This is a genomic window from Commensalibacter melissae (assembly GCF_003691365.1).
GTDB classification, from domain to species: domain Bacteria; phylum Pseudomonadota; class Alphaproteobacteria; order Acetobacterales; family Acetobacteraceae; genus Commensalibacter; species Commensalibacter melissae.
Genome location: NZ_CP033087.1, coordinates 435,209 through 461,475 on the forward strand (window position 1 = coordinate 435,209; position 26,267 = coordinate 461,475).

The 26,267-nt window shown below is 34.7% G+C and carries 33 protein-coding genes and 1 tRNA gene; 23 read left to right on the forward strand and 11 right to left on the reverse strand.

All coding sequences use genetic code 11. The features are described from left to right. The first annotated feature begins 479 nt into the window (after positions 1-479). From D9V35_RS02055 to D9V35_RS02085, 10 genes are all read left to right on the forward strand, one after another. Complete coding sequence (locus tag D9V35_RS02055; protein ID WP_122123105.1) at positions 480-1,496, forward strand: tail fiber domain-containing protein; 1,017 nt, start codon at positions 480-482, stop codon at positions 1,494-1,496. 101 nt (positions 1,497-1,597) lie between these two features. Further along, positions 1,598-1,813 (forward strand): hypothetical protein, encoded by a 216-nt coding sequence (locus tag D9V35_RS02060; protein WP_122123107.1) that lies wholly within the window; start codon positions 1,598-1,600, stop codon positions 1,811-1,813. Next, positions 1,806-3,176, forward strand: a complete 1,371-nt coding sequence (locus D9V35_RS02065) for a CotH kinase family protein (protein WP_122123109.1) — start codon at positions 1,806-1,808, stop codon at positions 3,174-3,176. The genes D9V35_RS02060 and D9V35_RS02065 overlap by 8 nt, the downstream gene beginning before the upstream one ends. A gap of 63 nt (positions 3,177-3,239) precedes the next feature. Then, positions 3,240-3,494: a hypothetical protein gene (locus D9V35_RS02070; protein ID WP_122123111.1), complete on the forward strand. Its 255-nt coding sequence runs from the start codon at positions 3,240-3,242 to the stop codon at positions 3,492-3,494. Next, on the forward strand, positions 3,494-3,736 hold the full coding sequence (locus tag D9V35_RS09290) for a hypothetical protein (protein WP_162988539.1): 243 nt from the start codon (positions 3,494-3,496) through the stop codon (positions 3,734-3,736). Before D9V35_RS02070 ends, D9V35_RS09290 begins: the two co-directional genes overlap by 1 nt. 37 nt (positions 3,737-3,773) lie before the next feature. Beyond that, positions 3,774-4,046, forward strand: coding sequence for a hypothetical protein (locus D9V35_RS02075; RefSeq protein WP_122123113.1), 273 nt, complete (start codon positions 3,774-3,776; stop codon positions 4,044-4,046). An 18-nt stretch (positions 4,047-4,064) separates the two neighbouring features. Beyond that, positions 4,065-4,418 carry a hypothetical protein gene (locus D9V35_RS02080; protein ID WP_162988540.1) on the forward strand — a complete coding sequence of 118 codons (354 nt, stop codon included), beginning with the start codon at positions 4,065-4,067 and terminating at the stop codon, positions 4,416-4,418. Next, a complete protein-coding gene (locus D9V35_RS09295; RefSeq protein WP_162988541.1) occupies positions 4,415-4,576 on the forward strand; it encodes a hypothetical protein in 162 nt (53 codons plus the stop codon). The genes D9V35_RS02080 and D9V35_RS09295 overlap by 4 nt, the downstream gene beginning before the upstream one ends. 120 nt (positions 4,577-4,696) lie before the next feature. After that, positions 4,697-4,873 carry a hypothetical protein gene (locus tag D9V35_RS09300; protein ID WP_162988542.1) on the forward strand — a complete coding sequence of 59 codons (177 nt, stop codon included), beginning with the start codon at positions 4,697-4,699 and terminating at the stop codon, positions 4,871-4,873. Beyond that, the gene (locus tag D9V35_RS02085; protein WP_122123116.1) at positions 4,870-5,796 is read left to right on the forward strand and encodes an HAD family hydrolase; all 927 of its coding nucleotides are present in this window, start codon (positions 4,870-4,872) and stop codon (positions 5,794-5,796) included. Before D9V35_RS09300 ends, D9V35_RS02085 begins: the two co-directional genes overlap by 4 nt. Here the strand turns inward: D9V35_RS02085 and D9V35_RS02090 are convergent. From D9V35_RS02090 to D9V35_RS02095, 4 genes are all read right to left on the reverse strand, one after another. After that, on the reverse strand, positions 5,791-6,564 hold the full coding sequence (locus D9V35_RS02090) for a DUF5131 family protein (protein WP_122123117.1): 774 nt from the start codon (positions 6,562-6,564) through the stop codon (positions 5,791-5,793). The two genes, D9V35_RS02085 and D9V35_RS02090, sit on opposite strands and share 6 nt — an antisense overlap. A 214-nt stretch (positions 6,565-6,778) precedes the next feature. Then, positions 6,779-6,916 (reverse strand): hypothetical protein, encoded by a 138-nt coding sequence (locus D9V35_RS09305; RefSeq protein WP_162988543.1) that lies wholly within the window; start codon positions 6,914-6,916, stop codon positions 6,779-6,781. Between the two features lie 37 nt (positions 6,917-6,953). Then, positions 6,954-7,103 carry a hypothetical protein gene (locus tag D9V35_RS09310; protein ID WP_155566442.1) on the reverse strand — a complete coding sequence of 50 codons (150 nt, stop codon included), beginning with the start codon at positions 7,101-7,103 and terminating at the stop codon, positions 6,954-6,956. Between the two features lie 125 nt (positions 7,104-7,228). Beyond that, the gene (locus D9V35_RS02095; protein WP_122123118.1) at positions 7,229-7,846 is read right to left on the reverse strand and encodes a LysE/ArgO family amino acid transporter; all 618 of its coding nucleotides are present in this window, start codon (positions 7,844-7,846) and stop codon (positions 7,229-7,231) included. Between the two features lie 452 nt (positions 7,847-8,298). Here D9V35_RS02095 and D9V35_RS02100 point away from each other — a divergent pair, with 452 nt between their 5' ends. The 3 genes from D9V35_RS02100 to nrdG are packed head-to-tail and all read left to right on the forward strand — an operon-like array spanning position 8,299 to position 11,035. Then, positions 8,299-10,347 (forward strand): anaerobic ribonucleoside triphosphate reductase, encoded by a 2,049-nt coding sequence (locus D9V35_RS02100; RefSeq protein WP_122123119.1) that lies wholly within the window; start codon positions 8,299-8,301, stop codon positions 10,345-10,347. 27 nt (positions 10,348-10,374) lie between these two features. After that, positions 10,375-10,542 carry an anaerobic ribonucleoside-triphosphate reductase gene (nrdD, locus tag D9V35_RS02105; RefSeq protein WP_122124240.1) on the forward strand — a complete coding sequence of 56 codons (168 nt, stop codon included), beginning with the start codon at positions 10,375-10,377 and terminating at the stop codon, positions 10,540-10,542. After that, positions 10,529-11,035, forward strand: coding sequence for an anaerobic ribonucleoside-triphosphate reductase activating protein (gene nrdG / locus D9V35_RS02110; RefSeq protein ID WP_122123121.1), 507 nt, complete (start codon positions 10,529-10,531; stop codon positions 11,033-11,035). Before nrdD ends, nrdG begins: the two co-directional genes overlap by 14 nt. Before the next feature lie 77 nt (positions 11,036-11,112). On the opposite strand, the gene cynS is transcribed toward nrdG, so the two are convergent. Further along, positions 11,113-11,556: a cyanase gene (gene cynS / locus D9V35_RS02115; protein WP_110439450.1), complete on the reverse strand. Its 444-nt coding sequence runs from the start codon at positions 11,554-11,556 to the stop codon at positions 11,113-11,115. A 314-nt stretch (positions 11,557-11,870) separates the two neighbouring features. Here cynS and D9V35_RS02120 point away from each other — a divergent pair, with 314 nt between their 5' ends. Genes D9V35_RS02120 through D9V35_RS02140 form a run of 5 tightly spaced genes read left to right on the forward strand, consistent with a single transcriptional unit; the run spans position 11,871 to position 15,328 of the window. Then, positions 11,871-12,791 (forward strand): FAD-dependent oxidoreductase, encoded by a 921-nt coding sequence (locus D9V35_RS02120; RefSeq protein WP_122123123.1) that lies wholly within the window; start codon positions 11,871-11,873, stop codon positions 12,789-12,791. Positions 12,792-12,796: 5 nt separating this feature from the next. Next, the gene (gene thiS, locus D9V35_RS02125) at positions 12,797-12,994 is read left to right on the forward strand and encodes a sulfur carrier protein ThiS (RefSeq protein ID WP_122124241.1); all 198 of its coding nucleotides are present in this window, start codon (positions 12,797-12,799) and stop codon (positions 12,992-12,994) included. 2 nt (positions 12,995-12,996) lie between these two features. Further along, the gene (locus tag D9V35_RS02130) at positions 12,997-13,761 is read left to right on the forward strand and encodes a thiazole synthase (protein ID WP_110439452.1); all 765 of its coding nucleotides are present in this window, start codon (positions 12,997-12,999) and stop codon (positions 13,759-13,761) included. Further along, on the forward strand, positions 13,761-14,363 hold the full coding sequence (locus D9V35_RS02135) for a thiamine phosphate synthase (RefSeq protein WP_122123125.1): 603 nt from the start codon (positions 13,761-13,763) through the stop codon (positions 14,361-14,363). The genes D9V35_RS02130 and D9V35_RS02135 overlap by 1 nt, the downstream gene beginning before the upstream one ends. Further along, a complete protein-coding gene (locus tag D9V35_RS02140) occupies positions 14,363-15,328 on the forward strand; it encodes a HesA/MoeB/ThiF family protein (protein ID WP_122123127.1) in 966 nt (321 codons plus the stop codon). Before D9V35_RS02135 ends, D9V35_RS02140 begins: the two co-directional genes overlap by 1 nt. 349 nt (positions 15,329-15,677) lie before the next feature. Here D9V35_RS02140 and D9V35_RS02145 read toward each other — a convergent pair whose 3' ends face one another. The 3 genes from D9V35_RS02145 to D9V35_RS02155 form a co-directional block, all read right to left on the reverse strand. Beyond that, positions 15,678-15,989: a MarR family winged helix-turn-helix transcriptional regulator gene (locus D9V35_RS02145; RefSeq protein ID WP_110439455.1), complete on the reverse strand. Its 312-nt coding sequence runs from the start codon at positions 15,987-15,989 to the stop codon at positions 15,678-15,680. Between the two features lie 194 nt (positions 15,990-16,183). Further along, complete coding sequence (locus D9V35_RS02150; RefSeq protein WP_122123129.1) at positions 16,184-16,924, reverse strand: LexA family protein; 741 nt, start codon at positions 16,922-16,924, stop codon at positions 16,184-16,186. A gap of 254 nt (positions 16,925-17,178) precedes the next feature. Then, a complete protein-coding gene (locus D9V35_RS02155) occupies positions 17,179-17,706 on the reverse strand; it encodes a flavin reductase (RefSeq protein WP_122123131.1) in 528 nt (175 codons plus the stop codon). Between the two features lie 510 nt (positions 17,707-18,216). Between D9V35_RS02155 and ssb the strand changes: the two genes are divergently transcribed. The 3 genes from ssb to D9V35_RS02170 all read left to right on the forward strand — a co-directional run bounded on the left by ssb (position 18,217) and on the right by D9V35_RS02170 (position 21,216). Next, entirely contained in the window at positions 18,217-18,612 is a 396-nt protein-coding gene (gene ssb / locus D9V35_RS02160) for a single-stranded DNA-binding protein (RefSeq protein ID WP_122123133.1), read from the forward strand. Positions 18,613-18,628: 16 nt separating this feature from the next. After that, positions 18,629-19,165: a hypothetical protein gene (locus tag D9V35_RS02165; protein WP_122123134.1), complete on the forward strand. Its 537-nt coding sequence runs from the start codon at positions 18,629-18,631 to the stop codon at positions 19,163-19,165. Positions 19,166-19,776: 611 nt separating this feature from the next. Then, positions 19,777-21,216 carry a glycoside hydrolase family 32 protein gene (locus tag D9V35_RS02170; RefSeq protein ID WP_198196837.1) on the forward strand — a complete coding sequence of 480 codons (1,440 nt, stop codon included), beginning with the start codon at positions 19,777-19,779 and terminating at the stop codon, positions 21,214-21,216. 89 nt (positions 21,217-21,305) lie between these two features. Here D9V35_RS02170 and D9V35_RS02175 read toward each other — a convergent pair whose 3' ends face one another. After that, a complete protein-coding gene (locus D9V35_RS02175) occupies positions 21,306-22,850 on the reverse strand; it encodes a phosphoenolpyruvate carboxykinase (protein ID WP_122123136.1) in 1,545 nt (514 codons plus the stop codon). A gap of 483 nt (positions 22,851-23,333) precedes the next feature. Between D9V35_RS02175 and D9V35_RS02180 the strand changes: the two genes are divergently transcribed. Then, positions 23,334-24,614: an O-acetylhomoserine aminocarboxypropyltransferase gene (locus D9V35_RS02180; protein WP_122123137.1), complete on the forward strand. Its 1,281-nt coding sequence runs from the start codon at positions 23,334-23,336 to the stop codon at positions 24,612-24,614. Between the two features lie 172 nt (positions 24,615-24,786). Here the strand turns inward: D9V35_RS02180 and D9V35_RS02185 are convergent, their stop codons facing one another. Both D9V35_RS02185 and D9V35_RS02190 read right to left on the reverse strand, forming a co-directional pair. Continuing rightward, positions 24,787-25,053 (reverse strand): VOC family protein, encoded by a 267-nt coding sequence (locus tag D9V35_RS02185; RefSeq protein ID WP_205910317.1) that lies wholly within the window; start codon positions 25,051-25,053, stop codon positions 24,787-24,789. Positions 25,054-25,269: 216 nt separating this feature from the next. Next, positions 25,270-25,355 (reverse strand) — tRNA-Tyr (locus D9V35_RS02190). A gap of 133 nt (positions 25,356-25,488) precedes the next feature. On the opposite strand from D9V35_RS02190, the gene rlmB reads away from it, so the two are divergent. Next, positions 25,489-26,241, forward strand: coding sequence for a 23S rRNA (guanosine(2251)-2'-O)-methyltransferase RlmB (rlmB, locus tag D9V35_RS02195; RefSeq protein ID WP_122123138.1), 753 nt, complete (start codon positions 25,489-25,491; stop codon positions 26,239-26,241). Positions 26,242-26,267 lie beyond the last annotated feature (26 nt).

A 26,267-nucleotide genomic window follows, 5' to 3' on the forward strand; every position in this document is an offset into this window, starting at 1 on the left:
TTTTTCTATCTTGGGGTATATCAATTTTAATGGATAAAGTTAAAAATATAGCTAGATATTGAGAAAAGTCTATATTTGAAATAAATCATTAAAAACACTTATGTGTTTTGGCGTTAAGAAGAAAGTAGCAAAAATTTCTTTAGAGGTTTTTCTATGAGATTATTTTAGAAAACTTGATCGTTAAATAAAAAAAAGTGTCAAATACAATAACAACATCTTATTAAGTTGCTCAATCACTCGTGTTTTTATCTAAAGAAAAAGTTTAAATAAAGAACCTGATCTCATTTTATATAGTTGTATTTTAAGATACTTGATATGAACTGTAGTCATCCTGTGGGTAATGATGGTGGATATGACGTCAAGATTGCGACAGAAGACAGTTATTTGAGAAGCGCTGACGGTAAGAATTAATTTAAAAACAGTAGCTTGTTGTGAATCTGTAATTTATTGATCAAAATTTAATTTAATAGGATATTTGAATGGTTAATTATTCTCCAAAGGATCTGGATCTCTCCGCATGTACTGTTTGTACTGATGGAAAGAACACATCACAAAAGTTATCAACTTTGGCTAAATCTCTTGATGAAATAACTAGCCAGATTGTTGGAATTTCCAAAACATCTGTTGATACCAAGCATTCAGTTGAAAAGGTTGCCGAAAAAATAAAAGATATTGACACAGAAGTTTATTTTAATAAAAAAGATGCGTTTACGGCGGGTAATCCTACAATATTGGATAAAAATAAATCAAATATATTTGGTATTCAGGATGATGGTATCGTTAATCTGTTTTTTAGTCATAAAATTGACGAGAACGGCAATACATTTGTTGCACCAGTCAATTCAATTTATTTTAATTATGTTCTGAATAATACGATTGTTGGGAGAGAAGCCATATGGACCACTGAAAATAAATTTTATAAAGCCTTTATGGGGCATGCATTTCATGCGGATAGTGATGGAAGTAGTGATCTTGGCATGAATGACCATGCTTGGAACAACATTTATTCAAAAACCGCGGTAAGTGTCACATCTGATGCGAGTGAAAAGAAGGTTCTTGCCAACCTTGGCGATGACAGGTATGCAGACAATCAAAAATTGCTGGATGCAATCTATAATCTGAATATCCATACCTACAAACTGAATGATTCCATCAATGAGAAAGGTGAGGATAATGCACGTCTGCATAGCGGTTTTATTGCTCAGGATGTCGAAAGGGTTCTGACAGATGCGGGGCTGAACCCATCTGATTACGGTATGTGGATTCAGGACAGGGTTTTCAGTAATATTGAGGTCGATACCGGAAAAAAGGATGCCAGCGGGAAAGCTGTAACCAGAAGCGAGTACCAACCTGTCCTGGATGAGAATGGGAAACAGGCATATCGTCAATCCTTGCGATATGAAGAAGTACTTTGCGTATTGATACAATCCATGAAACAGAAGATCGACAGACTGGAAAAACAGGTCGCATCATTACAGGTAAAGAACGGTAAATAATAACAACCATCTACAATATTTTCGGTAGGGAACCAGACATCAGTTTGGATTATCCCGATTAGGATGATATTGCCTATCATGTCCAGGTGTAGAACATATACGTGATTTCTTTTGCAAGTCAGCAAACAAGCCAGATGCAGCGTATGACTATCGTGTTGCTACAATTCGGTGACGGAAATTGTGTTGTTGAATTTGATACACCCATTTACTGGCAGGACAGGCAACCTTTTATCGACACAAGGGCATCAATAATGACCATCATGGAAATTATGTTCGATGCTACATCTCAATTTTATGGAAGACTGATTTATGGCTGATCTAGCTAAACAACCCACAACAGGATTTGTCAATAACGGCAGCCTTGTCCAGTATGGAAATGACAATACGGCGGGTGACTGGGATTATATCGTGATATCGAAACCGAACAAAACATGGAGGGTTTCTATCAGGGGAGATATTCCAACAAGCAAAGACGGTGTGGACATGAGTGTTTCCATTTTCGAGGGAACAATACCCCTGTTTTCCTCCACAGGAACATGGAAACTGCAGGGACAGACAAGCCTGAACGCCACCAAGAAAAACTTCAAGATAAAGTTCAGGAATGCGGAGACAGGTAAAAAACTAAAGGTGAAAATAGGGGACTGGACACCCTTGAATGGTTTGGTTCTGAAGGGTTATGCGGCAGACAGAACCCTGTTGAGAGACACAATCACCACGGAAATATGGAGAAATCTTCATAGGGATGAAAAAGGCTGCCTTGCCCCTGAATCCGCCTATTCCTATTATGACAGGGACAATCTTGGAATGAGAACCTCCGTTCTGTTTTCAACGGCCGGTTTTCCCTGTGAACTGTATCATGACGGGGAATTCCTTGGGATGTATATAATAAGGTCTGACAATGACAATGACCAGTACCTGATTGATTCATCAAACCCAGGGCATTTTCTTGCCCAGCCCGATCATGCCAACACGTTCTGGACAGACGGAAACTACAATCCATCCGAATGGGAGATATACTCGCCCGATCCGAATACGGATGACAGTGTCAGTTTCCTGAAAAGATTCCTGCGATGGTCTTCGGACTGTATCGCGGACAGGGTGAACATGAAAGAGACATATCGGGAATATATCGATCTTGAATGTTTCATTGACTATATCCTGCTCTGCGAGGTCTGTTTTTCCCCTGACAGTCTGGTGAACAATTTCATGCTATGCAGCTGGAATGCCACGTCGGTATCGGGTGTCATGTATATATATCCCTACGATGAGGATCAGACATTCGGTATTGTCGATCGATATCTGAGTGCTAGGGATACTGATCCTTTCAAGATGGGCTGGGTGACGAAACGGGACAGGATGTTTGACCGGCAGGATCCGATATTCTTTGAAACCATCCATAACAGTTTCACACCGGAAATACGGGCGAGATGGCGTTATCTGAGAGACACGGGAAAGATATCGGCTGAAACCTTCAACAGGATCATAAAGGATACAACCGATCTCATCAATCCTGACATGATGAGGAAAGACCTTGAATTATGGGCAATGGATGCAGATGTCGGAATAGGAAATGGCAAGGTTATTTCAGATGATGGAAAGAAATGGTCGGTCAGTTTCATCATGAATTTTGCCAAACGCCGTATCCAATGGCTGGATCAGCAATTCAAGTACTATAATTGATTATTCTTATTGAGAAGCCACCTCAACAGGTGGTTTTTTTTATGTCTGAAAAAGGAAAGACAGATGGAAAATATCATACTCATTATCAAGTCCGTATGCTCTTTTTTATGGAAAGGGAAAGGGTGGATCATGGCGGGACTGCTTTACCTGACAGGTCGAAGGGCCGCGAATAGGAACAACCTGATCAGGACACAGGATGAAGTCATCAAAAATGACCGGCAGACCCTTCAGACTGTTCAGGCAATGCAGCAGGCAGCCAATCATTCACCTGAAAACATGGATGAATTGGAAGATGTGCTGGAGAAAGGGCAATTCTGATGAAACCCATTATTTTACTCGCGGCGGTTTTTCTTGCGGCATGCTCGTCATCGCCACGCGTTGTCTACCGGATTGAATGCCCGCCGTTGAGGGATTACACGCCCAAGTCACAGGAAAAGCTGTCCAGCGAGATCAAGGCGTTAAAACCTGACAGCGAGATCGGCCGTTACCTGCTGGATTACAAAAGCCTGCGTGACATGATCATGGCCTGCCAGAACACCAGAGATACCAGCCACCGTTAGGGTGGTTTTTTTATGTCTATATTCAAGGAAAGAACAAATGGATTTTTTTACCGAGCTTCTACAATATATCATCAATGTCCTGCCCAGCAATACGGCGGGTGATGTTGTCGCGGTTGTCACTTTCATCGTGACCCTGTGCACCCTTGTCATACGGTTCTGGAAAGAGCCAGATCCAAAAAGCGGATTGCACGGGCTGTGGTCTCTCATTCATCTTCTGGCCTCTTTCAGGCTGCCAGACAGGCAGGCTGGAAAAGATGGAAAGAACGGGGATGGCACCAATGGAAAACAGGCGACACCAAAAACACCGTAACCATTGCCTTGGCGAGTGGTGGAGCTCGATACTGCTGGTCATGACGGGAATGTATGCACTTGCATATTTCATGGCCGGCAACATCTTTCACTGTTCATTCGTCAATGGGTTCAGGGCTATCCTTCCGGCCTGTATTTGGGAAGGATCATTCATACTTACAGGGACACTGCAGCTTGTTTCATTGATGTGCGGAAGTTTCAGGTGGAGGGGGGTGGCCTCTTTTCTGGCGGTATCCCTTTTCATATGGGGGGTGCTGAACATGCTTGTCTACGAGAGGCACTGGCATTTTGGCATTGTTGCCTGGGGAACATTCGCTCTGGTGAACCTTTACACCCTGGCAAGGATACTGGCGGGGGTGATAAGGGATTATGAATACAGTCTATGAGTTTTGCAAATGGTGGTGGCTGAACAATTGTGAGTGGATCAGGATCCATGATCCCTGGGTCATTCCGATCATAGCGATCTGCATACCGTTAAGCATGGTCATTCACGCCATCTGTGCCATTGTCAGGATATGGCGGGGGAAGTGAGATAAGGGAATCAGATACAGAATTAAATTATTAGTTAATGATATTGTTTTTCTATTAATTTATTTATAATATTAATTATTATTTGTTGGATAATTTTATTGAAATTATAAGGTTATTATCATGTCTGATAAATCAGAAACAAAGCCATTGGCGAAAAACGCTTCTACAATGAAAAGAAAAGAAAATGTACCAACAACTTTCCAATCTAAAAGTGGAAAAATATCTTTCAGTTTAAGTAATGTTTTAATTTTAAAAAAAGATGGAAGCCTATCTTCCTACAATAAACCTAAATCATGATAGATAATCAAAGTAATAATATTGTAATAGCATGGGACTTTGATGGTACATTAACGCCACAGGACTCAACAACAGAGGTTATTTCTTTTTTAAAAGAAGAAGAGAAAGATGCCGCAGAAAAATTTTGGAAACATGTGAAATCTTTTTCAAAAGAGCAGGAAGATTTTAAAGAATATCTTCCTGCCGTAGATGCTCCTATCTGGATGTATTCTTTATCAAAAATTGCTAATGATCTTAATATTCCATTAAATGAAGATTTCTTTCAAGAATACATTTCACAAAAAATTAAATTATTCGATAATGTAATTCCGTTTTTACAGGAAATTAAAAAACTTGAAAATGAAAAAAGATTTAAAGATTGTAACATAAAAATACATCATTTTATTGTGTCTGCTGGTTTGAGGGATCTTATAAAATTAATTTTTCCAGAAGGACTGATTAGATATATTTTTGGATGTAGATACCAGAGTGTTTCATATGAAGAAAATGTTGTAAAAATTGAAAATATACCTGTATTTTGTATAGATGAAACAGTAAAAACCAGGGCCCTTTTTGAAATATCTAAAGGTGCTTTTTGTACAAAAAATATAAAAGTTAATACAAAAATTTCTGATGATAAATATTGGGCACCATTTAATAATTTTATTTATATCGGAGATGGTGATACCGATATACCAGCTCTATCTTTGACAAGAACTAAGGGCGGTTTAGGCATAGTTGTTTATAATAAAAAGAAACCATTAACAGATATAAAAGAAAAACTTCTTACAATGAGTGCGGATAAAAGAGCTGATCTAATTACACCAGCTGATTTTAAAATTAATGGAGAACTTTATACTTACATAACAAATCGCTGTTATCAAATTCTTCAAAGGTATGAAGTTGAATATATATTTAAAAAAAATCTAAATAGTAGATTATAGATTGTAGGCGATTGGAAGTTCATTCCAGACAGAACCTTTGTATTCCCGTCCATTGGCTTTTTTAGAGCGTTTCTTATTATCCTTTCCCCATCGTCCCCATTGCTTGAAGAAAAAGGCGGTATTATAAATGCGACAAGCATCGTAAATATCATCGATCCATTCCTCTTTTATTGGGCGGGCAGAAGAGCCGCTTTCTCCTCCAACAATGGCCCAGTGAATATTATTGAGATTGATATTTCCAACAGAACCTATCAGGGGTTCAAAAGAGATGAATCTAACAATTGCGGGAGCACCACGAAGATGTTCAATGCGATCAGTGACCTCTTGGTTCTCTACACTTGTTCCTAGCCATACATTAGGTAATACTCTATTTAGTTTGGTAACGAAATCAGCCATTCTCTGAGGACGTTTTGTCAGAATTTGATAGAAATGACGTGGTGTATCCTCCATGACTTTCCAAATTTGATGAATAAAATTGTCACTAACACCGGAATGGAATAAATCACTCATGGAATTAACAAATATTTTACGAGGTTTTTTCCATTTATATGGAAGAGAAAGAGTTTGTTTGTCTTCCCTGATTATACCGTTCCATATCATTTTATGATTTGTTTTTTTTAACAGTCCACGGTATTTTTCAACACCCATCGCTTCAAGTCGCCTTGACATTTCCATGGCATAACAATTCAGACATCCAGATTTTATTATTGAGCAACCTGCTACAGGATTCCAGGTGGTATCTGTCCATTCAATTTGAGAGTTGGCCATGGTTCAAATCCGTGGTAGTTATAATTTTTAAAGGATTTTTTTTGATATAAATTTGTTTGAAGTATGATAAATATCCAACTTATAATCTTATTTTTTTATTAATTTAACAATTAAAAAAACATATTATTAAGGAATAAAATAATTTGTTTTTGATCAATTTTAAATACAAATAAAGGGAATAAAACAAGATGACTTTATTTGTATTTAATCAAATCTATTTATTTTTTTTGTTGATTTTGTCAACCAAAGGTTTATCAGGAATCAGCTTATCATTTTTATTATTATTGGGCATGTTGTCGGTTTTTTTTGAGGGGGCAAATTTATCTACTTTAGAAGTTTTATTTTTGGTCATGATTTGAACTTTCCCAACGAATTAATAGATCAAGAGTTTATTTCTGAACTAATGGATGTGTTTTAAAATCAATATCAAAGGACCAGCCATTCTCCTTTTGTGACAATGTAATTGTGGCCTTGCCCAGTCGGTAAACCAATAGAACAAATAAAGTAAATAAAATAAGTTTTTCCAGTTTTCTTAGCATAATTGAATTCCTTATATTATGATACAGTTACATTATAATGCTATTTCGTTAAATTAATAAGTGTTTTATCATTTATATCAAATGAATTACGGTTTTTAATGTGACCAATCAGATTTCTGGATTTGTCAGTTTGTTGAATGAAAAATTAACATATAGCTCAAGAAAAACATAAGCAATGCAATAAATCCTTCAAGCAATTTCCAGGTCAGTGGATTTTGAAAAAAGGGTTGTAAAAACTTTGCGCCATATCCAAGTAATGTAAACCAGGTGATACTTGCCATACAGGCCCCCATGCCAAAGAACCATTTGCCAATACCTGCAAAATGTGTTGAAATGCTGCCGATCAGAATCATTGTATCTAAATAAACATGCGGATTTAAAAAGGTAAACGCCAAACAGGTCAATATTATTTTATTTCTGCTTGCCGTTTTTTCTTTTGTCGGATTTAGGTTTTCAACGGTTGACAGAGCTCTTTTGGCCGCCATTAAACCATAGGCAGCCAAAAACAATGCCCCTCCATAACGGAAGAATTGAAGCAGTTGAGGGCAGGTTTGAACAATCTTGCCAATTCCTGCAATGCCTGATGAAATCAGTAAAATATCGGACAGGGAACAGATAATGATGATTAAGCCAACAAAATTCTGTTGCAATCCCTGTCGCAGTATAAAGGCATTTTGCGCGCCAATTGCCATAATCAGACTGGCGGTTGTAAGGAAACCAGATATGACAGCTGATAAATTCATGAACGGTCTCTTAAGGATAATAATCAATAGATATAATGATGTATAAAATGAGGTTGGATCTGGCCAGGATTATATATATTTGGAAAATTTTATCCATGTGTCTAGGTCAAATGAATGAATAAATTTTCAATATTTAGTCGCTCTGGCAGAGATTTCAAATAGATCAGATGGATAGGATAAAATGAAATTCAACAGTCAAGCAAAAATAGATAATTTAATAAAAAATATCTATAAATAGTTCTTTAAAAATTTTTACATACAATATATAGTATTAAAGGAAGGTTTCGAAAATATTTATATAAAAGGGTTCAATTGTTTTTTGAGTTATTTTTCTGGTGAATTCGGTAGACTTGAATATACAAAGTAAGCCTGTTTGAATTTTTAGTTTCGATCCCACAAAATAGGAATTGATTATCTGTAGAGTAAAATAAATACTGGGAGTTGTTTGGAATATGTTAACGCGTGATGAAGATGTCAAAATTGCGATGAAGCCTGTTCTAAGCACTCAGAAACCTGATCCGGTGTTCTCAAATGAAACTGGATTGATGGATATTTACAAGAAATTGACTTTTACAGCGGCCCAGGATGAAGATATTAAGCGGGAAAATGCGAATATTGATGGGGATACCGCCATGGGCACAATGTTGAAATACGGTTCCGAAGGATCAAAATTCTTTATAGATCAATACATATTGCCTGAAAAAATTGCACATGCCCATCAGAATGGTGACATTCATATTCATGACAAGGATTTTTACATGTTGACCGAAACATGTTGTCAGATTGATTTGATTAAATTGTTCAAAAAAGGCTTTTCAACGGGGCATGGTTATTTAAGAGAACCTAATTCAATCGAGAGTTATTCAGCGCTTGCCTGTATTGCCATTCAGGCCAATCAAAATGAAATGCATGGAGGGCAAAGTGTTCCCAACTTTGATTATGCAATGGCGGATGGAGTTAAAAAAACATTCAGACAAGAATTTTGGAAGGTTTTTTCAATTTTTTTGCAAATCGAAACACAATTGGGAAATGTGGAAATTGATGTTTTTCAAGATCAGGTTGAGCATCGGATAGGTGTTATTGGTCTTCAATTTTTAGAATCTTATGGAGAAAAATTATATCAATTTGAGAATTTGGGTGTTGATTTAGAAATAATAAAGAAAGCTTATAACTTTGCATGTAAAAAAGCGCTCGGTACAACAGAGAGACGCACTTATCAGGCGATGGAAGCGTTTATACATAATCTGAACACAATGAATTCACGTGCTGGGGCACAGGTTCCCTTTAGTTCAATTAATTATGGAACGGATACTTCTGAAGAAGGTCGCATGGCTATTCGAAATCTTCTGCTGGCAACAAAAGCGGGGCTCGGTAATGGTGAGACACCTATTTTCCCTGTCCAGATTTTTAAAGTAAAGGAAGGAATCAATTTTAATCCGATAGATAAAAACTATGATCTATTCAAATTGGCGATGGAAACGTCCGCTTTACGTCTTTTTCCAAATTTCAGTTTTATCGATGCTCCCTTTAATAAAGTGTTTTATAAACAGGGTGATTATAAAACGGAAGTTGCATATATGGGATGTCGTACACGTGTTTTGGGAAATGTTTATGATCCGGACAGACAAACAATATGTGGCCGTGGAAATTTAAGCTTTACGTCAATTAATTTGCCACGGTTAGCCCTGAAGGCAAAAGGTAATACAGATTTATTTTTTCAGTTGCTTGATGAAATGATTCATCTATCTTTTCGTCAACTTATACATCGGTTTCAAATTCAGTGTCGTAAGAAAGTGAAAAATTACCCTTTTTTAATGGGACAAGGGATATGGATCGATTCAGAAAATTTATCAGAAAATGATGAAGTTGCTGAAGTTCTAAAGCATGGCACTTTAACGGTTGGTTTTATTGGTTTGGCTGAAACCCTGAAAGCTTTGGTGGGTTTTCATCACGGGGAAAGCGAGGTTGCGCAGGAGTTAGGGCTAAAAATTGTCAGTCATATGCGTAAAAAAACAGATGAGGCGGCAAAAAGAACAAAACTTAATTTTTCATTGATTGCCACGCCTGCCGAGGGTCTAAGTGGTCGATTTGTCCTTATGGATCGTGAAAAATATGGTGTCATATCTGGGGTTACAGATCGGGATTATTATACGAATTCTTTTCATATTCCTGTTTATTATCCAGTAAAAGCGCATGAAAAAATTCAACTTGAAGCACCCTATCATGAATTAACCAATGGTGGTCACATAACCTATATCGAACTTGATGGTGATATAGGTAAAAATTTGGATGCGTTTGAAATAATTATCCGTTACATGAAACAATCTGGAATTGGTTATGGGGCGATTAATCATCCTTTAGATAGAGATCCTGTCTGTGGGTATGTTGGTGTTATTGATAATGAATGTCCACGTTGCGGGCGTAAAGATGGTGAGGCGGTCAGTATCGCTAAACTGAACGAATTAAGACAGATTTATTCGAATGTTCCAGATTATAATTAGAAAGGGTTAATAATGGGCAAATGCAATATGGTTAAACCTATAGAACATGTTCAAAAAAAATTCAAAATGGTGGGAAAAGATATAAGTTTTGCCAGGACACGCCGTATAACGGGATATTTGGTTGGTACATTGGACCGTTTTAATAATGCCAAACGTGCAGAAGAAAAAGATCGTGTCAAGCATGGCTGTAGCTAAACTGCGTATCAGTGGTATAGAAGCAGAATCTATCGTGGATGGGCCTGGGTTGAGGTATGTTGTTTTCACCCAGGGTTGCCCTCATCAATGTTTCGGATGTCATAATCCTGAAACACATGCACTAAACAGTGGTTATGAAATTTCTATTCAAGAAATTATCAATGACTTTTTGAATAATCCACTTTTATCAGGCATGACGTTTTCGGGTGGGGAACCGTTTTTGCAGGCGGAAAGTCTTGTTTTACTTGCCAATATTGTAAAGAAAACAGGAAAAACGCTGGTTACTTATACGGGTTATATGTATGAACGATTATTGGAACTGGGAAAATGCAATCCTTCAATTATCCATCTATTGGAATTGATTGATATTTTGATTGACGGTCCATTTCAGATCAGTCAACGGGATTTGCAATTGTCTTTTCGAGGCAGTGCCAATCAAAGAATTCTATATAGAATGGATCGGCAACGAATAAAAGATCAATTAAAATATTGATTTAAATTAATGAAAAATGATCCTCGATAGATGGATAAAGGATCATTTATAGTACAATACTGATATTTTTGAAAAATCTAGTATTTTTTATAAGGTAAGAATTTACCGCTAAGTTGAATATTAACACGATCTCCATTGGGATTAGGTTCTCTGGTTATATTCATTGAAAAATCAATGGCGCTCATTATACCATCTCCAAATTCTTCGTGAATAAGTTCCTTGATGGCTGATCCATATACATTAATTAGTTCATAAAAACGATATATTGTTGGATCAGAAGGAATGGCAGTTGGAAGACTTCCTCTATTAGGTGGAACGGTTAACCAATTGGTTTCCTCCTCTGTCAAATCAAAAATAGAAGCGATCAGAACGGCCTGTTCTTTATTTAAAGGCATTTGGCCGAGACAAGCGGCTGTAACATATTCCTTACTTAATCCTAAGGTTTCGGCAACAAAAGACCATTTGATATCTTTACTAATTTTGGTTTGAATTATTTTTTCTGTGATTTGTAGACGGTTCATGATAATTTCCAAATAAAAAATGTTACATTGAGTTGAATATTCTTAAATTTGATAATTTAATGACATGTGATATTTGGATATTTTAATTTTACTATCAATAGTTTTAAAGTATATATTTTATTTTTTGTTATAATTATGTGTTATAATTTTCAATCTATAATTATATAATTAATATTATTATTTTATAAAAATTTAATAATATTAAGTTTTATTTATTGTTCATATTCACTTTCTTGTTTCTTTTCTATTTATCCGTTTCATATGATAATCAGTTGAATATTGATTATGAGATCAATTTATATAAGGTAGGATAAATGGCTTATTGGTCTATTCTTGGTAGTGGTGTTACAGGATTGTGTATTGCAACAGCTTTATATGAAAAGGGTGAAAAAATAGAGGTTGTTGAAAATCCAAATATTCAAGCCGCATCATATTTTGCCGGCGGTATGTTGGCACCATTTTGTGAAGGGGAAAGTGCACCAGATATTGTCGTAAAAAATGGACAATTATCTGTTGAGTGGTGGGATAATCATGTCAGCAATGTAAAAAAAACCGGAACTATTGTCATTGCGCCGCCTCGAGATATGTCTGAATTAAGACGGTTTGCCAATATGACTATTTGTCATGAATGGGTTGATCCAGGTAAGATAGAAAAAGATTTGAAGGGTCGTTTTTCTGAGGGGCTGTTTTTTCCTTCTGAGGCCTTTATCGATCCTCGCTTGGCCTTGCAGGAACTAAAAGAAAATTTAAAAAATAAGGGCGTTAGTTTTCATACGGGTTCGCCCAAAGGAAAGATCATTGATTGTACTGGTATGGCGGCAACCAGTTCGTTAAAAAATTTACGGGCTGTTCGTGGTGAAATGCTGATTTTTGAATGCCACGAAGTTAATTTTTTACGTCCAATTCGTTTATTGCATCCGCGATTTCCCTGTTATCTTGTACCTCGTGCAAATGGCCGATTTATGGTAGGGGCAACAATGGTGGAAAGCAATGATGATAGTCCCATAAGTGCTAGGGCCCTGATAGAAATGCTGAGTTCAGTATATGCAATTCATCCTGCCTTTGCTGAAGCAAGAATTGTAGAAACAGGAACAGGATGCAGACCTTCCTTTCCTGATAATATTCCACAAATTATTGAACAGGATGGTAAATTTTATATCAATGGCATGTATCGACATGGCTTTTTACTTGCTCCGGTTCTGGCATTAGATTTCGTGAAGAAAATTTTGGGATAATGAAAATGAAGTTATATTTAAATGGCGAATTCATTACAACACAGGTAAAGACTTTGGCAGATTTGCTGAAGGAAAAAAATATAGATGTATCTTGTGTTGCCAGTGCGATCGATGGAAATTTTATTCCTCGGGTACGTTATGAGAGGACTCAGCTTCAGGAAAATATGAAAATCGAAGTTGTATCACCAATGCAGGGAGGTTAGTTGTGCAATTTTATAACCAAAATCTTCATTCAAGATTGTTATTGGGTACTGCCGGTTACCCTTCGCCAGATATCTTGATACAAGCCATTCATGCTTCCGAGGCAGAAATTATAACTGTCAGTTTACGCAGGGAAGGAGTGGGAGGTTCTGAATTTCGTCAGTTAATAGCAAAAACAAAAAAAAGGTTTTTGCCAAACACGGCAGGATGCCATACCGTGAAAGAGGCCGTGACAACAGCGCAGATGGCACGTGAAGTTTTTGAAACAAACTGGATTAAGCTGGAAATTATCGGTCATGCGGATACTTTACAACCAGATCCTTTTGCAACAGTTGAAGCTGCCAGGATTTTGTCAAAGGAAGGGTTTGAGGTTTTTCCTTATACGACCGAGGATTTAATTGTTGGTGAAAAGTTATTAGAGGCAGGTTGTCAACTTTTGATGCCATGGGGGGCACCGATTGGATCTGGACAAGGTTTGCGTAATATTGAAGGATTAAAAACAATGCGTCAATATTTTAAAAATATTCCTCTTATTATTGATGCGGGGATTGGAGCGCCAAGTCAAGCAATCCAAGCGATGGAAATAGGTTTTGATGCAATTTTACTAAATACGGCAATTGCGAAATCAAAAAATCCTATTCTAATGGCGGATGCTTTTAACAAAGCTATTTTAGCGGGACGGATAGCATATAAAGCGGGATTAATGGAAAAGCGTAATATGGCCTATGCCTCAACACCAGCATATGGATTGGCGGATCTATCACTATAATGGAAAAATTTTATTTAGTCACAGAATCTGTCTCATTGATTAAAAAATTATTGCCTGTTGGGGTTAAATTGATTCAATTACGAATTAAAAACATGTCTCAACCGGATTTGAGGCAAAATATTATGGAAGCAAAAATCTGTTGTGAACGTTATGGTGCGCGATTGATTTTGAACGATTACTGGGAATTGGCTTTAGAATTGGGTATAAATTTTGTTCATTTAGGACAAGAAGATTTATTAAAAACAGATTTTAACAGGATACGAAATGCAGGAATTCAATATGGGATTTCCACACATGATAGATCTGAGTTGGAAATTGCGTTGAAGCTTTACCCTGACTATATTGCATTGGGACCAATTTATCCGACTGTATTGAAGAAAATGAAATGGCACCCGCAAGGGTTATCAAAACTGAACAGATGGAAACAGAGAATAAGAAATATTCCTTTGGTTGCTATCGGGGGATTAACAGTTGAACGGATTCCATATGTTCTGAAAGCGGGTGCAGATAGTTTGGCAGTAGTAACAGATATTAAGACTGCGTCAGATCCAATCAATCGTTATAATGCTTGGCAAAGACAGATTAAAAAGGTTATCAATTAATGGAAAAACGGTTTAAAAAACAGATAATGTTATCTGAGGTTGGTATCGAAGGTCAGGAGAGATTAAGAAAGGCCCGTCTATTAGTTGTAGGATGTGGTGGATTGGGTAATACGGTTTTACCATTACTTAGTGCAGCGGGGATAGGTTTTATAAGGGTTTATGACCATGATATTGTAGAAGAATCTAATTTACATCGACAATATATGTACTCTAAATCTGATCTTGGCAAACATAAAGTTTTGGTAATGCAGAATATTTTATATCGTCAAAATCCAGAGTGTCATATCGAGGCTTATGCTCAAAAATTAAGTTTTTCATATATTTCTGATGCAATGCGTGGAATTGATCTGGTTATAGATGCGGCTGATAATTTTATGGTGACATATCTTCTTTCTGACAAATGTTATGAAATGAATATTCCCTTTATAAGTGCTTCTGTTCTGGAATTTCAGGGATATGTAGGGGCTTTTTGTGGTGGTGGGCCAAGCTATCGCTCGGTTTTTCCAAAACCTTCGTTTTCGAATAATAATTGTAATAATATTGGAGTAATGGGACCTGTTGTTGCGATTATGGGATCTATTCAGGCAGAAATGGCTATAAATATAATAATAAAGCTTTCCAAACCGACATTAGGAAACTTGTTTCATATAGATTGCATTAACTGGAGAGTTGGTCAGATTTGTTTTGATGATGCGGAAGAACCTGAACAAAAAACAATTATTTCATTATTAGATAGGGACAGTCTCAAAGTTGATGATTATTTGGTTGAATTACGGGATGAAATTGAAGCTCCAATCAGTGTTAATTCTCATGTTGTTCGGATGAAACCTGAAAATATAGAAAATAGTAATTTTCCGATCGATCGACGAATAGTATTTATTTGTAAGACTGGGATAAGAGCTATTAAAGCAGCATATCAGTTACAATTTAAGGGTTATACAAATTTAGGCATCATAGCGGATTAACTTTTTTAAAATATTATTTATATTAAATTCTAATAAATTGTAATTTAATAATACAAAAAACGTTATATTCTAATTCAATTAACAAAAATTTTCAGCAAATTTAACGATTATTGTTTGTAAATATAATTGTAATGATATTCTTGAATATATCGAATGTTTTTAATAATAATAAATAATAATATATCATTTTCAGTTAAATATAAGATTTGATTAATTAAATATTAAGATTTAAATATGCGTTTTTAAAATATTTTATTTAAGTATAAAGGGGAAATATTTTACGGTAATGTATTTTTTTATAAAAGATAAAGAAGATGCGTTTAAGATTATATAGTTAAATGTTTAAGGACTAACAGGCATGATACATAGAATAGGGTATAGTTTGAATTTGTTGAATATAATTCTGACCAATTAATGTTGATGAAACGATTACTTTACGTCCATCTTGTGTATCTGGTTTACGTTTAACGAGTTTTAATTCTTCTAAACGATTAATTGCCTTGGTTACAGCAGGTTTAGAAAGATTTAATGTTTTAGAATAATAATCGACACTCGCTTCAATCGCTTCGTTATAAACCAAGGATAAAATTGCAAGTTGACGAACGGTAAGTGCAAAATGACTACTGGCAGAATTTTTAATAATTTGAAAAGAAAGATTCATTTTAATTAATATCCTTTTAGAAAATAAATAAATAAATAAATAAATAAATAAATAAGGTTTTTCAATTAAGTATTGATATAACAATGATTTTTTGTGTTATGCTTTTATTTTATAGGGAAAAAAACCGTCGTCAACAATTTTTGGTAAAAATCCCGCAAATGCAATGAAACGAATCGTTAACAAAAATAAATCTTTTAATTCTGTAATTTTATTCTTTGTATAGTGTTATGATAACAACCAATGACAAGACTTTGAATTGTTACAGATGGTGTAACATTATTTTTTGAGTGAAAAGAATTTGAGCGTGGTAAAATTATAGGGTGTGTAAAATTAGGATTGTTACTATAAGGCCAGAGAAAAATTTTACCATTTTCTTTTATTTCAACTATTTTAAGGGTTTGCTCATAACAATTTGTTAATTTATCATAACGAATGGTAACAACACATTCACCATCTTTAGGGGCTCTTTCTAAATCAGAAAAATTGACAGCAATGATGATAGAGCCTTTAGGATATAACAAATTCATTGATTCATCCCTGATATTCAAGGCAAAGCTTTTTGCATTTTTAAATTCCGGATTCTCAGGAATGGGAAAAATAATCCATTCGGATTGTGGCCATTCTACTTTCTGAATCCATTGAGAGGCTTCTATATTTCCTTTGATATAGATTATTTTCAAAGAAATAAAAGGGTTTTTTAAAGTCAAAGAGGGAGGGGAAGATTTTGGATTTAGAGCGTTCAGAAAATAGTCAATACTGATATTTAATGAATTTGCTAACTTGATTAACTTGTCAACTTTGGGAAAATTACCATTTCTCCGCATATCTCTAATGAAATCTGGACTTATACCAGCATTAATACATGCCTTGCGTTCACTAATATTTTTTTCTTTTATGATGTTTTCAATGTTAAATAACAGCTTTTTTATGTTCATTTTTAAAGAATAATACCATACTAATTAATTAATTATATGTGGTATTTTAACCGGAATATAAATTATAAAGGTTAAAATACCGTACGTTTATTCATTATTGCAATTTAAATTGATGAAGGATAGCAATTTTTTATAGAGAGATTTTAATTATTCAAATTATAGGATATGATCTACATAACTTATTGATATTAAATATTTTTAATGAATGAATCAAATAGAATCTAAATTATGATTTTTCATGATATTAATATAATTTATTTTATATCTAATATTTTTGAAGTTGAGCAAAAATTTCTATCATAATAAACGAGATTATCGTTTTTATCGTTTTTATTATTGATATTAATTATATTAATATTTGTGAAAAAAAGCGAATGTGTACCGTATTCTTTAATTTCATTTATTTGACCTTTCAAATAAACCAATGCATTTTTAAGATATGGTGGGTTTTTGTTAGTTTTTTGCCATTCATCTTGTAAAAATCTTTCTTCCATATTAATTTTTGTAATTCCGGCGAAATGTTTTGCTGCATCCAGATGTTTGGAAGAAAGAATATTGATACAAATATTTTGATTATTTTTAAATATTTGATTTACTTTACTTTTTTTATTGATACAGACTAATATTGTTGGAGGGGTGTCGGTTATGGAACAAACTGATGTTGCGGTAATCCCGTGTGGACCAGTATTTCCATTAGTAGTTATAATGCAAACACCTGCAGCTAATTGCGACATAGCATCACGGAAATTTTTCTGTTCTTGATTTAAAATAGATAAGTTCATTTAATATCCTTTATATAAAACAATAATTAATTATTTCATTTATAAAAAATTAATTAAATATCTATTTAAAGGCAAATTAAATTATATATGCATTTAAAATTTTAGTTAGTGTAAGGAATATAATTGCATAAAAAAATTTAAAAAATAGATTGTTAATAGATTAAAAAATTAATAATTTATCAAAATATTATTTTTGCTTGATTTTTTTTTAAACAGTGTTAATTGATTGAAAAGATAAGGAAGGTGCTGTTTTAAATAATGAATATTAATAAAAATTTATGAATATGGAAAAGCAGTTATTTCTTAAAAGATGGTTTAGTATTATATATCTAAAATAATTTTAATATATAATAACAATTAACATTTTATTTGAATTAGTTATTATTAGAATAAAGGAACAGTAGTAGAATTAATAAAAGGTTTAATTACAATATATAGCCATTCATCAATTTAAATAAAATTTATGAGAATATGTCATTAATGGCAGAATTAATATGAATAGGAACTGAAATGAGTGGCTTTATAAATAAAGTTGTTTTGATTGGTATTTTAGCCAAAGATCCAGAAATAAAAATGATCCAATCTGGTGATAATATAGCGACTTTAGTCCTAATGGTAAATGATAGCTGGGAAAATCGACGTACAGCTCAACAAATCAACAAAGTTGAGTATTTTAAAGTTGTCGTTTTTAGTAAAAATTTGATTAAACAAATTGAAACTGTCATTAAAAAAGGGGATCAGCTATACATTGAAGGACAATTAAGAGTTCGGAAATGGTACGATGAACAGAAAAATAATCATTATAGCGCAGAAATTGTTCTTTTCTCTCACAACGGAATATTAGTATTGTTGAATGATAATAATATAAAAGAGGAATTATTAATTAATCAAGAGGCTTCATTATAATTAAAGAAGGCCTTTTATGAAAAAAAGTATAAAAAAACGGATTAATAAAAAAAAATTACCCTTTATTGTACGTAAACATCATCTGGAAGCACAATATAATTCAGGAAAACTAATAATTGATGTTGGTATTGATCCTCAAAATATAAATGAAAAAGTTACACGATTACGACGTAAATGTGTTTATGATGAGATGATGAATCGTGGTAGTATAAGTGTTACCCAACGTAATTGTGCTGAACGATATGCCATTTTGTGTGAAAAAGCTTTCGGACAGAGCAGTTCAATTTACGCACGTATAAGTCATTGGTTGAAAGAAGGAAAAATAAGTAGTGGAAATTGGGAACCAATACCTTCACAACATGATGCATACAGTAAATTATTATCTATATGGCAAGAAATTGGGAGTTATCATCTTGATATTTTGAATATGATTATTTTGGGAAATATGAAATGTAAAGAAATATCCCAATTACTTAAATTGAATTTGAACTATACTATGGGTCAGGTTCTATCAGCTTTTATTTTATTAGAAGAAGCTTTGGAAAAAAAATAATATTACGATAAAATTATAACGTATATAATTTGTAGTTTAATCAGATGGAAAAGTTTTAATAATTTTTTATTGGGCAGCCTTTAGGCTGCTTTTTTATGCCCAGGTATAATGATATGTGTCACAAGTTATATAATTATCATACGTGGAATAAGCTCTAATTCAATTTCTTGTCAAGGTGTATTTTTATATATTTTCGAAATGATATTGAGCTCATCTTGATTGTGTAGGAAAAACATCTGGTGTTTATAAATTGTCCAGGATGAATGTAACCTTCATGGAAAGGATGGGCTGAAATAAAATGTTCTTTTCAAATTGATGGCTGGACATCAACTGGATCTGATAGTTAGTAATGATAGTTTGTATCCGGATGGAAGAAATTCTTGTTTAAGTCAGGATATTAATACGGAAGATGCCTTTAATTAAAATTTAAAAAAAACTATTCGTAAAAATTTCATTTTATTTATTTTGTAAAGAAATTTTGAATGAAATTATGATATCATACAAGTAATCTTAAAATTTCTGTTACGGAATTATCGATTTATGGATGGATCTTGTTAGATCGTCTACTTAACTAAATAATATTGGCATTCATATTTTGAATGGAAATCATTATGAGATCTTTAAGTTCAGCTGATAATTTTGTTAAAGAAGCGATGAAGAAAAGGGGTGATAATTATTACCCAAAATTTCATATTGCCGCTCAATATGGTTGGATTAATGATCCAAATGGTTTAATTTATATTAACGGGAAATATCATTTTTTCTTTCAACATTATCCTTATAAACCTATATGGGGGCCTATGCATTGGGGGCACGTTGTCAGTGATGATATGGTTCATTGGGAGCATATGCCAATTGCTCTATATCCTGATCAGGAATATGATCGGGATGGTTGTTATTCAGGTTCAGCTGTAAATAATAATGGTATACTAACCTTATTTTATACAGGTCATAGATTTTTTGAGAAAACCGGTGAAGATTCACGAATTTGTCAAGTTCAATGCATGGCGACCAGTATAGATGGAATTCATTTTACCAAACATGGACCTGTTTTATATCCTCCAGAAGGAATAGTTGATTTTCGGGATCCCAAAGTATGGCGAGCTCGGGAAAAATGGTGGATGGTTGTGGGGGCAAAAGTAAATGATTTGGGTCAAGTGAGGTTATATCAATCGGATAATTTAAAAGAATGGCAATTTAGATGTATCCTACATCAGGCAAAAGATAGCGTAGATGGTTATATGTGGGAATGTCCTGATTTTTTTAGTGTTAATAATAAAGATGTGTTAATTACTTCACCTCAAGGTATGCCTGCTCAGGAATATGATTACCGTAATTTACATCAAAGTGGTTATTGTATAGGTCAATGGGAAAAGAATGGAACTTTTTCTATTGAAACTTCATTTAGAGAAATTGATCATGGTCATGATTTTTATGCCCCCCAGACATTTGAAGCTGCTGATGGGCGTAGAATTATGGTCGGATGGATGGAGATGTGGGATGCGCCTCTTCCTAATCAATCCGAGGGTTGGAGCGGCGCGTTAACCTTGCCTAGAGAAGTTTCATGTAATGAGATTGGTAAATTATATTGTAAACCAATTGTAGAATTGGAATTACTTAGAACAGATTACAAAAAATTCGAATTGATTGCTTTAAATAATGAGGTTTATTCATTAGATGAAACATATCAAGAGCTGAAGCTATCGATTGATTTGACTGCTAGTTCAGGTAGGTGTTATGGTTTAAATATTGAAAGTGCTGGAAGAATTAGTGTTGATTCAGCTTTGAAGCGGTTAATATTTGAGCGACATAGTTCTGATTATGAATTACAATCCTGTCGAAGTATTTCTTTAAAGGGAATGTTACGAATAGACTTACATATTTTTATTGATGCCTCTTCTATAGAAATTTTTGTTAATGAAGGTGAATATAGTTTAACTAGCAAGATTTATCCGGTTTCTGACCAAAAAAAGTTAACGTTATTTGCTGAGAAAGGGACCGCAATTTTTAAAAATATAGAAGAATGGAAATTGGATTCAATTTTTAAATAATCTGAAAGTTATGATTTTGATGATGAGAATAATTTTTCAAACTATCCTCTCATCATCATGTTAAATAAAATTTATCAAAAAACTATTATCTAATATTTTAATTTGGGTCCTGCTTGATAGATAGTTTCAGAGACGTTAAATTTTTTGAAATTATCAATAAATTGTTGCGCTAAATTTTGTGCGGCTTGATCATAGGCTTGTGGATCTTTCCAACAGTTGCGTGGATTTAGAATTTTATTTTCAACATTAGGTATTGCAGTGGGAATATCCAGATTCATAATTTCAAGATGCTCTGTTTTTGTTTCGTTAATAAGGCCATTTTGTATCGCATGGATAATTGCTCTCGTTGTTGGAATTTTGAACCTTTTACCTACACCATAACCACCTCCTGTCCATCCTGTATTAACCAAATAAACATGCGAATGAAAATTCTTAATTCGTTTGATTAAAAGTTCTGCATAAACTTGTGGTGGACGTGGAAAAAAAGGTGCACCAAAACATGTTGAGAATGTGGATTTGATTCCTGAACCGGATCCTATTTCCGTTGATCCAACCAATGCGGTGTATCCAGAAAGAAAATGGTATGCAGCTTGTTCATGATTTAGAATGGCAACAGGTGGCAAGACGCCGGTTAAATCACAAGTCAAAAAGATAATTGCATTAGGTTCGCCCCCTTTGTTATTTTTTGCCCGTTTCACAATGAAATCACGAGGGTAGCAAGCTCTTGTATTCTGAGTGAATTGTTCATCATTGTAATCAGGCTCACGTGTCGCTTTATCTAATACGACATTTTCAAGAACACTTCCAAAACGGATGGCTCGCCAGATAACGGGCTCATTTTTTTCACTAAGATGAATACATTTTGCATAGCATCCTCCTTCAATATTAAAAACTGTTCCTGCACCCCAACCATGTTCATCATCTCCAATCAGGTAACGGTGTTCATCGGCTGAAAGTGTTGTTTTACCTGTTCCTGACAATCCAAAAAACAAGGTTACATCATCTTTTTCGCCAACATTTGCTGCACAATGCATGGGTAAAACGTCTTGTTCAGGCAAAAGAAAATTTTGCACAGAGAACATGGCTTTTTTCATTTCCCCGGCATAAGGCATTCCTGCAAGTAAAACTTTTTTTTGAGAAATGTTAATGATGACAGTTCCCTCAGAATTGGTACCGTCTCGTTCAGGATTGCACTTGAAACCGGGAGCGTTGATAATTTGCCATTCAGAAAGTTGTTTTGGATTATAAATATCAGGATTGATGAAAAGGCATCTTCCAAACACGTTATGCCAGGCGGTTTCGGTAATCATTTTGACGGGTAGATAATAATTTTGGTCAGACCCGACATGAACATGAGAAATGAAACATGCTTGTCGATTGATATAATCCTCGACATGTTTCCATAAGGTGTCAAATTTATTTTCGGAATAAGGTTGGTTAATTTTACCCCAATTAATCGCATTTTCTGTTATGGCTTCTTTAACGATAAAACGATCAGCTGGGGACCGTCCGGTTCGTTTGCCCGTTTTTACTGTTAACGCACCATTAGCGGCCAATTTTCCTTCATTGCGTTGAATGGCTAACTCAACAAGTTCTGCGATGCTAATATCTGTATAATGTTTAACGTGATTCATTCAATATTTCCAACGGCATTATCAGGTTTAAAGATAAAATTATGAATTATATGCAGTCGGTTGTTTAATCACATATATGCTATTGTTTATCTATTTAAATTATCAAAAAGGGTTTGTCATGATTATAATTGTTAAAATTCTTGATCAGGATCGTTATTTTTGGAAAAAGCATATGAATGTATTCAAGGGTTATTGAAGAACGATACAAATAGATCCTTTTATCTGTTTAAATCAATATTTATTTAAAAAAATATTATTCTGATTTTACTATCACTTAAATTTGAATATAATTACGAAATTATATCGATTTTTTTTAAAAAAATTTTCGATTATTCGATTCGATATTTAATAATGATTGTTGATATTTTTGAATTGTATTACATTTATTTCGTAATTTTCGATAAACAGATAATTTAACGAAAAACAAATCATCATAAATGATGATTTGGCATCATTTTTCATTTTTATATCGGATCATAAATAATGAGTAAAAACACCAATTTTGAAACCTTGGCTATTCATGCGGGGGCAACACCTGATCCAGTAACAGGGGCAAGAATAACACCGATTTATCAGACTACAGCTTATGTTTTTAAAGATGTTGATCAGGCAGCCAATCGCTTTGCCTTGACAGATGCGGGAAATATTTATGGTCGGATTACGAACCCAACCCAGTCTGTATTGGAAGAACGGGTGACAGCACTGGAGGGAGGAAGTGCAGCATTGGCAACTGCTTCTGGACATGCTGCAGAGTTTTTAACCTTTCATACCCTGATGGAGGCAGGGGATAATTTCATCGCCGCCCGTCAATTATATGGTGGTTCAATTAACCAGTTTACCCAGTCTTTCAAATCATTTGACTGGCATGTTCGTTTTGCCGATATTGACGATTTATCCACTTTTGAAAAAGCAATTGATGGTCGGACAAAGGCGATTTTTATTGAAAGCTTTGCAAACCCTGGTGGTATAATTGTTGATATAGAGGCCATTGCAAAAATTGCTTATGCCAATCATATCCCTTTGATTGTGGATAACACCATGGCGACGCCTTATCTGGTTCGCCCTTTTGCATATGGTGCCGATATCGTGATTCATTCCCTGACTAAATTTATGGGGGGACATGGAAATTCGATGGGCGGCATTATTGTTGATGGTGGTAAATTTGATTGGAAAAAAGATAACAAATATAAAAAAATTACAGAGCCACGACATGATTATGCAGAGTTGGTTATTGCGGATGCGGCAGGTTCATCGGCTTTTGCAATTGCTGCGCGTGTATTGGGTATGCGTGATTTTGGTCCAACAATTTCTCCTTTTAATGCATTTTTGATCTTAACGGGAATTGAAACCTTACCTTTGCGTATGCAGCGTCATTGTGACAATGCAAATGTGGTAGCTCATTATCTGGCTAATCATGAAAAGGTTGCGTGGGTTTCGTATGCTGGATTGCCTGATAATAAATATAATGATTTGCAGAAGAAATATGCGCCTAAAGGGGCTGGATCAGTATTTACCTTTGGAATAAAAGGAGGATATGATTCAGCTGTCCGGTTTGTCTCTTCGTTAAAAATGTTTTCTTTATTGGCTAATATTGGAGACACGCGTTCCTTAGTCATTCATCCTGCATCGACTACACATCGTCAATTAAGTTATGAACAAAAAATTGCTGCAGGAGCGGGACCCGATGTGATTCGTCTATCGATTGGTATCGAAAATGTAAATGATATTATTCAGGATCTTGAACAGGCCTTGGCACCAAGTTAAGATAAAATATAGAATAAGAGTTATTGATTTTTAAAAATACCCCTTGTTTGATTCAGGGGTTTTCAATATATCGTGCAATCTCGATTAAATTCAGATCAGGGTCACGTAGATAAATGGATTTAATGGATCCCTGTGCCCCTGTTCGGTTGACAGGACCCTCAAGCGGTTTAATTCAATATTTTTGTAAATGAGCTAGAATTGTTGATGGTTTTTCTTGAGTAACAAAACAGATATCTAAAGAGCCTGGTACGGGTAAATGTGCCTTTGGTTCAATTTCCTTACCATATTCATGAACATTGATTTTTTGATTGCCGAATTTAAAAGCTATTCGATCTTGTCCAAAATGTTGCAGGGAAAATTGTAAAACCTGAGTGTAAAAATGGATACACGCATCAAGCCTGTATGTTGTCAGCACAATATGATCAATGGAATTAATCATAGTTTACATTGCTTTCGAAATATAACGAAAATGAAACCGAGATTATTTGAATATGGATTGTTTTGCAAGTAAAAATTGTTTTTCGTTATGGTTTTGCAGACGCTTATTATTATTTTTTGTTTTTTGGTGGATTAACTTTATAAAACTACAAAAAAGATTTGACGATGAATTGATTTTTTTAAAATAAATAAAAGATGAGAATTCAATTATTTAATATGGTGGAGGGGGTTGGATTCGAACCAACGTAGACGCACGTCAGCGGATTTACAGTCCGCCCCCTTTAGCCACTCGGGCACCCCTCCATCGGAAGATGGAAAACAAATAACAGGTTCTTTTGATAGATGTCAACAGAGTTTTTAACTTTTCTTTGTAGATTTTTTTGATTTTCTTTATAATCATTTGATTTTTAAATATATAGAAAAGATTGAATTATATATGAGTAAAAAACCTGTTTCTAATTCTCATCAAAAAGAGGGTGGATATTGGTTGTATGGTTTGCATGCTGTGCAAGCGGCTTTGAAAAATCCATTACGTCAAAAAAATCGTTTGTTGGCTACACAAGAGATATTTGACACTTTAATGACCAAATTGGAACGGCCTTTAAATATATCTTATGAAATTGCTGATCGTATGATGTTGGATAGGTTTTGTGGTCGGGATGCTGTACATCAGGGCGTTGCATTACAGGTTATGCCACTTCCCGACCCAGATTTAGAGGATATAGTGAAACGGCATGGACCCGTGCTCATCCTTGATCAAGTTACAGATCCTCGCAATGTTGGTGCTATTTTACGTTCGGCAATGGCATTTGGGGCAGCTGGAATTATTATGCAGGATCGTCATTCCCCAGAAGAAAGCGGGGTTTTGGCCAAGGCGGCGTCGGGTGCCCTTGATTCTGTATTGGTAATGAAAGTGGTTAATCTTTCACGTATCATGAAGCAGTTAAAGGAAAAAGGTTTTTGGGTTCTTGGAATGGATGCGCAGGGTGAGGTTCTAAATGGTCAAAATTATAAGCAAAGAAAAGTGGCATTGGTGTTGGGTGCCGAAGGTAAGGGACTGCGACAGCTTGTCCGTCAAAATTGTGATGAAATTGTTTCATTATATATGGCCGGAGATATTGACAGTTTAAACGTATCAGTTGCGGGTGCCATTGCCTTGTACGAAATAATCCATTCTAATTTAATCTAGAAATTTTATGTTAGTTTATTTAAAAT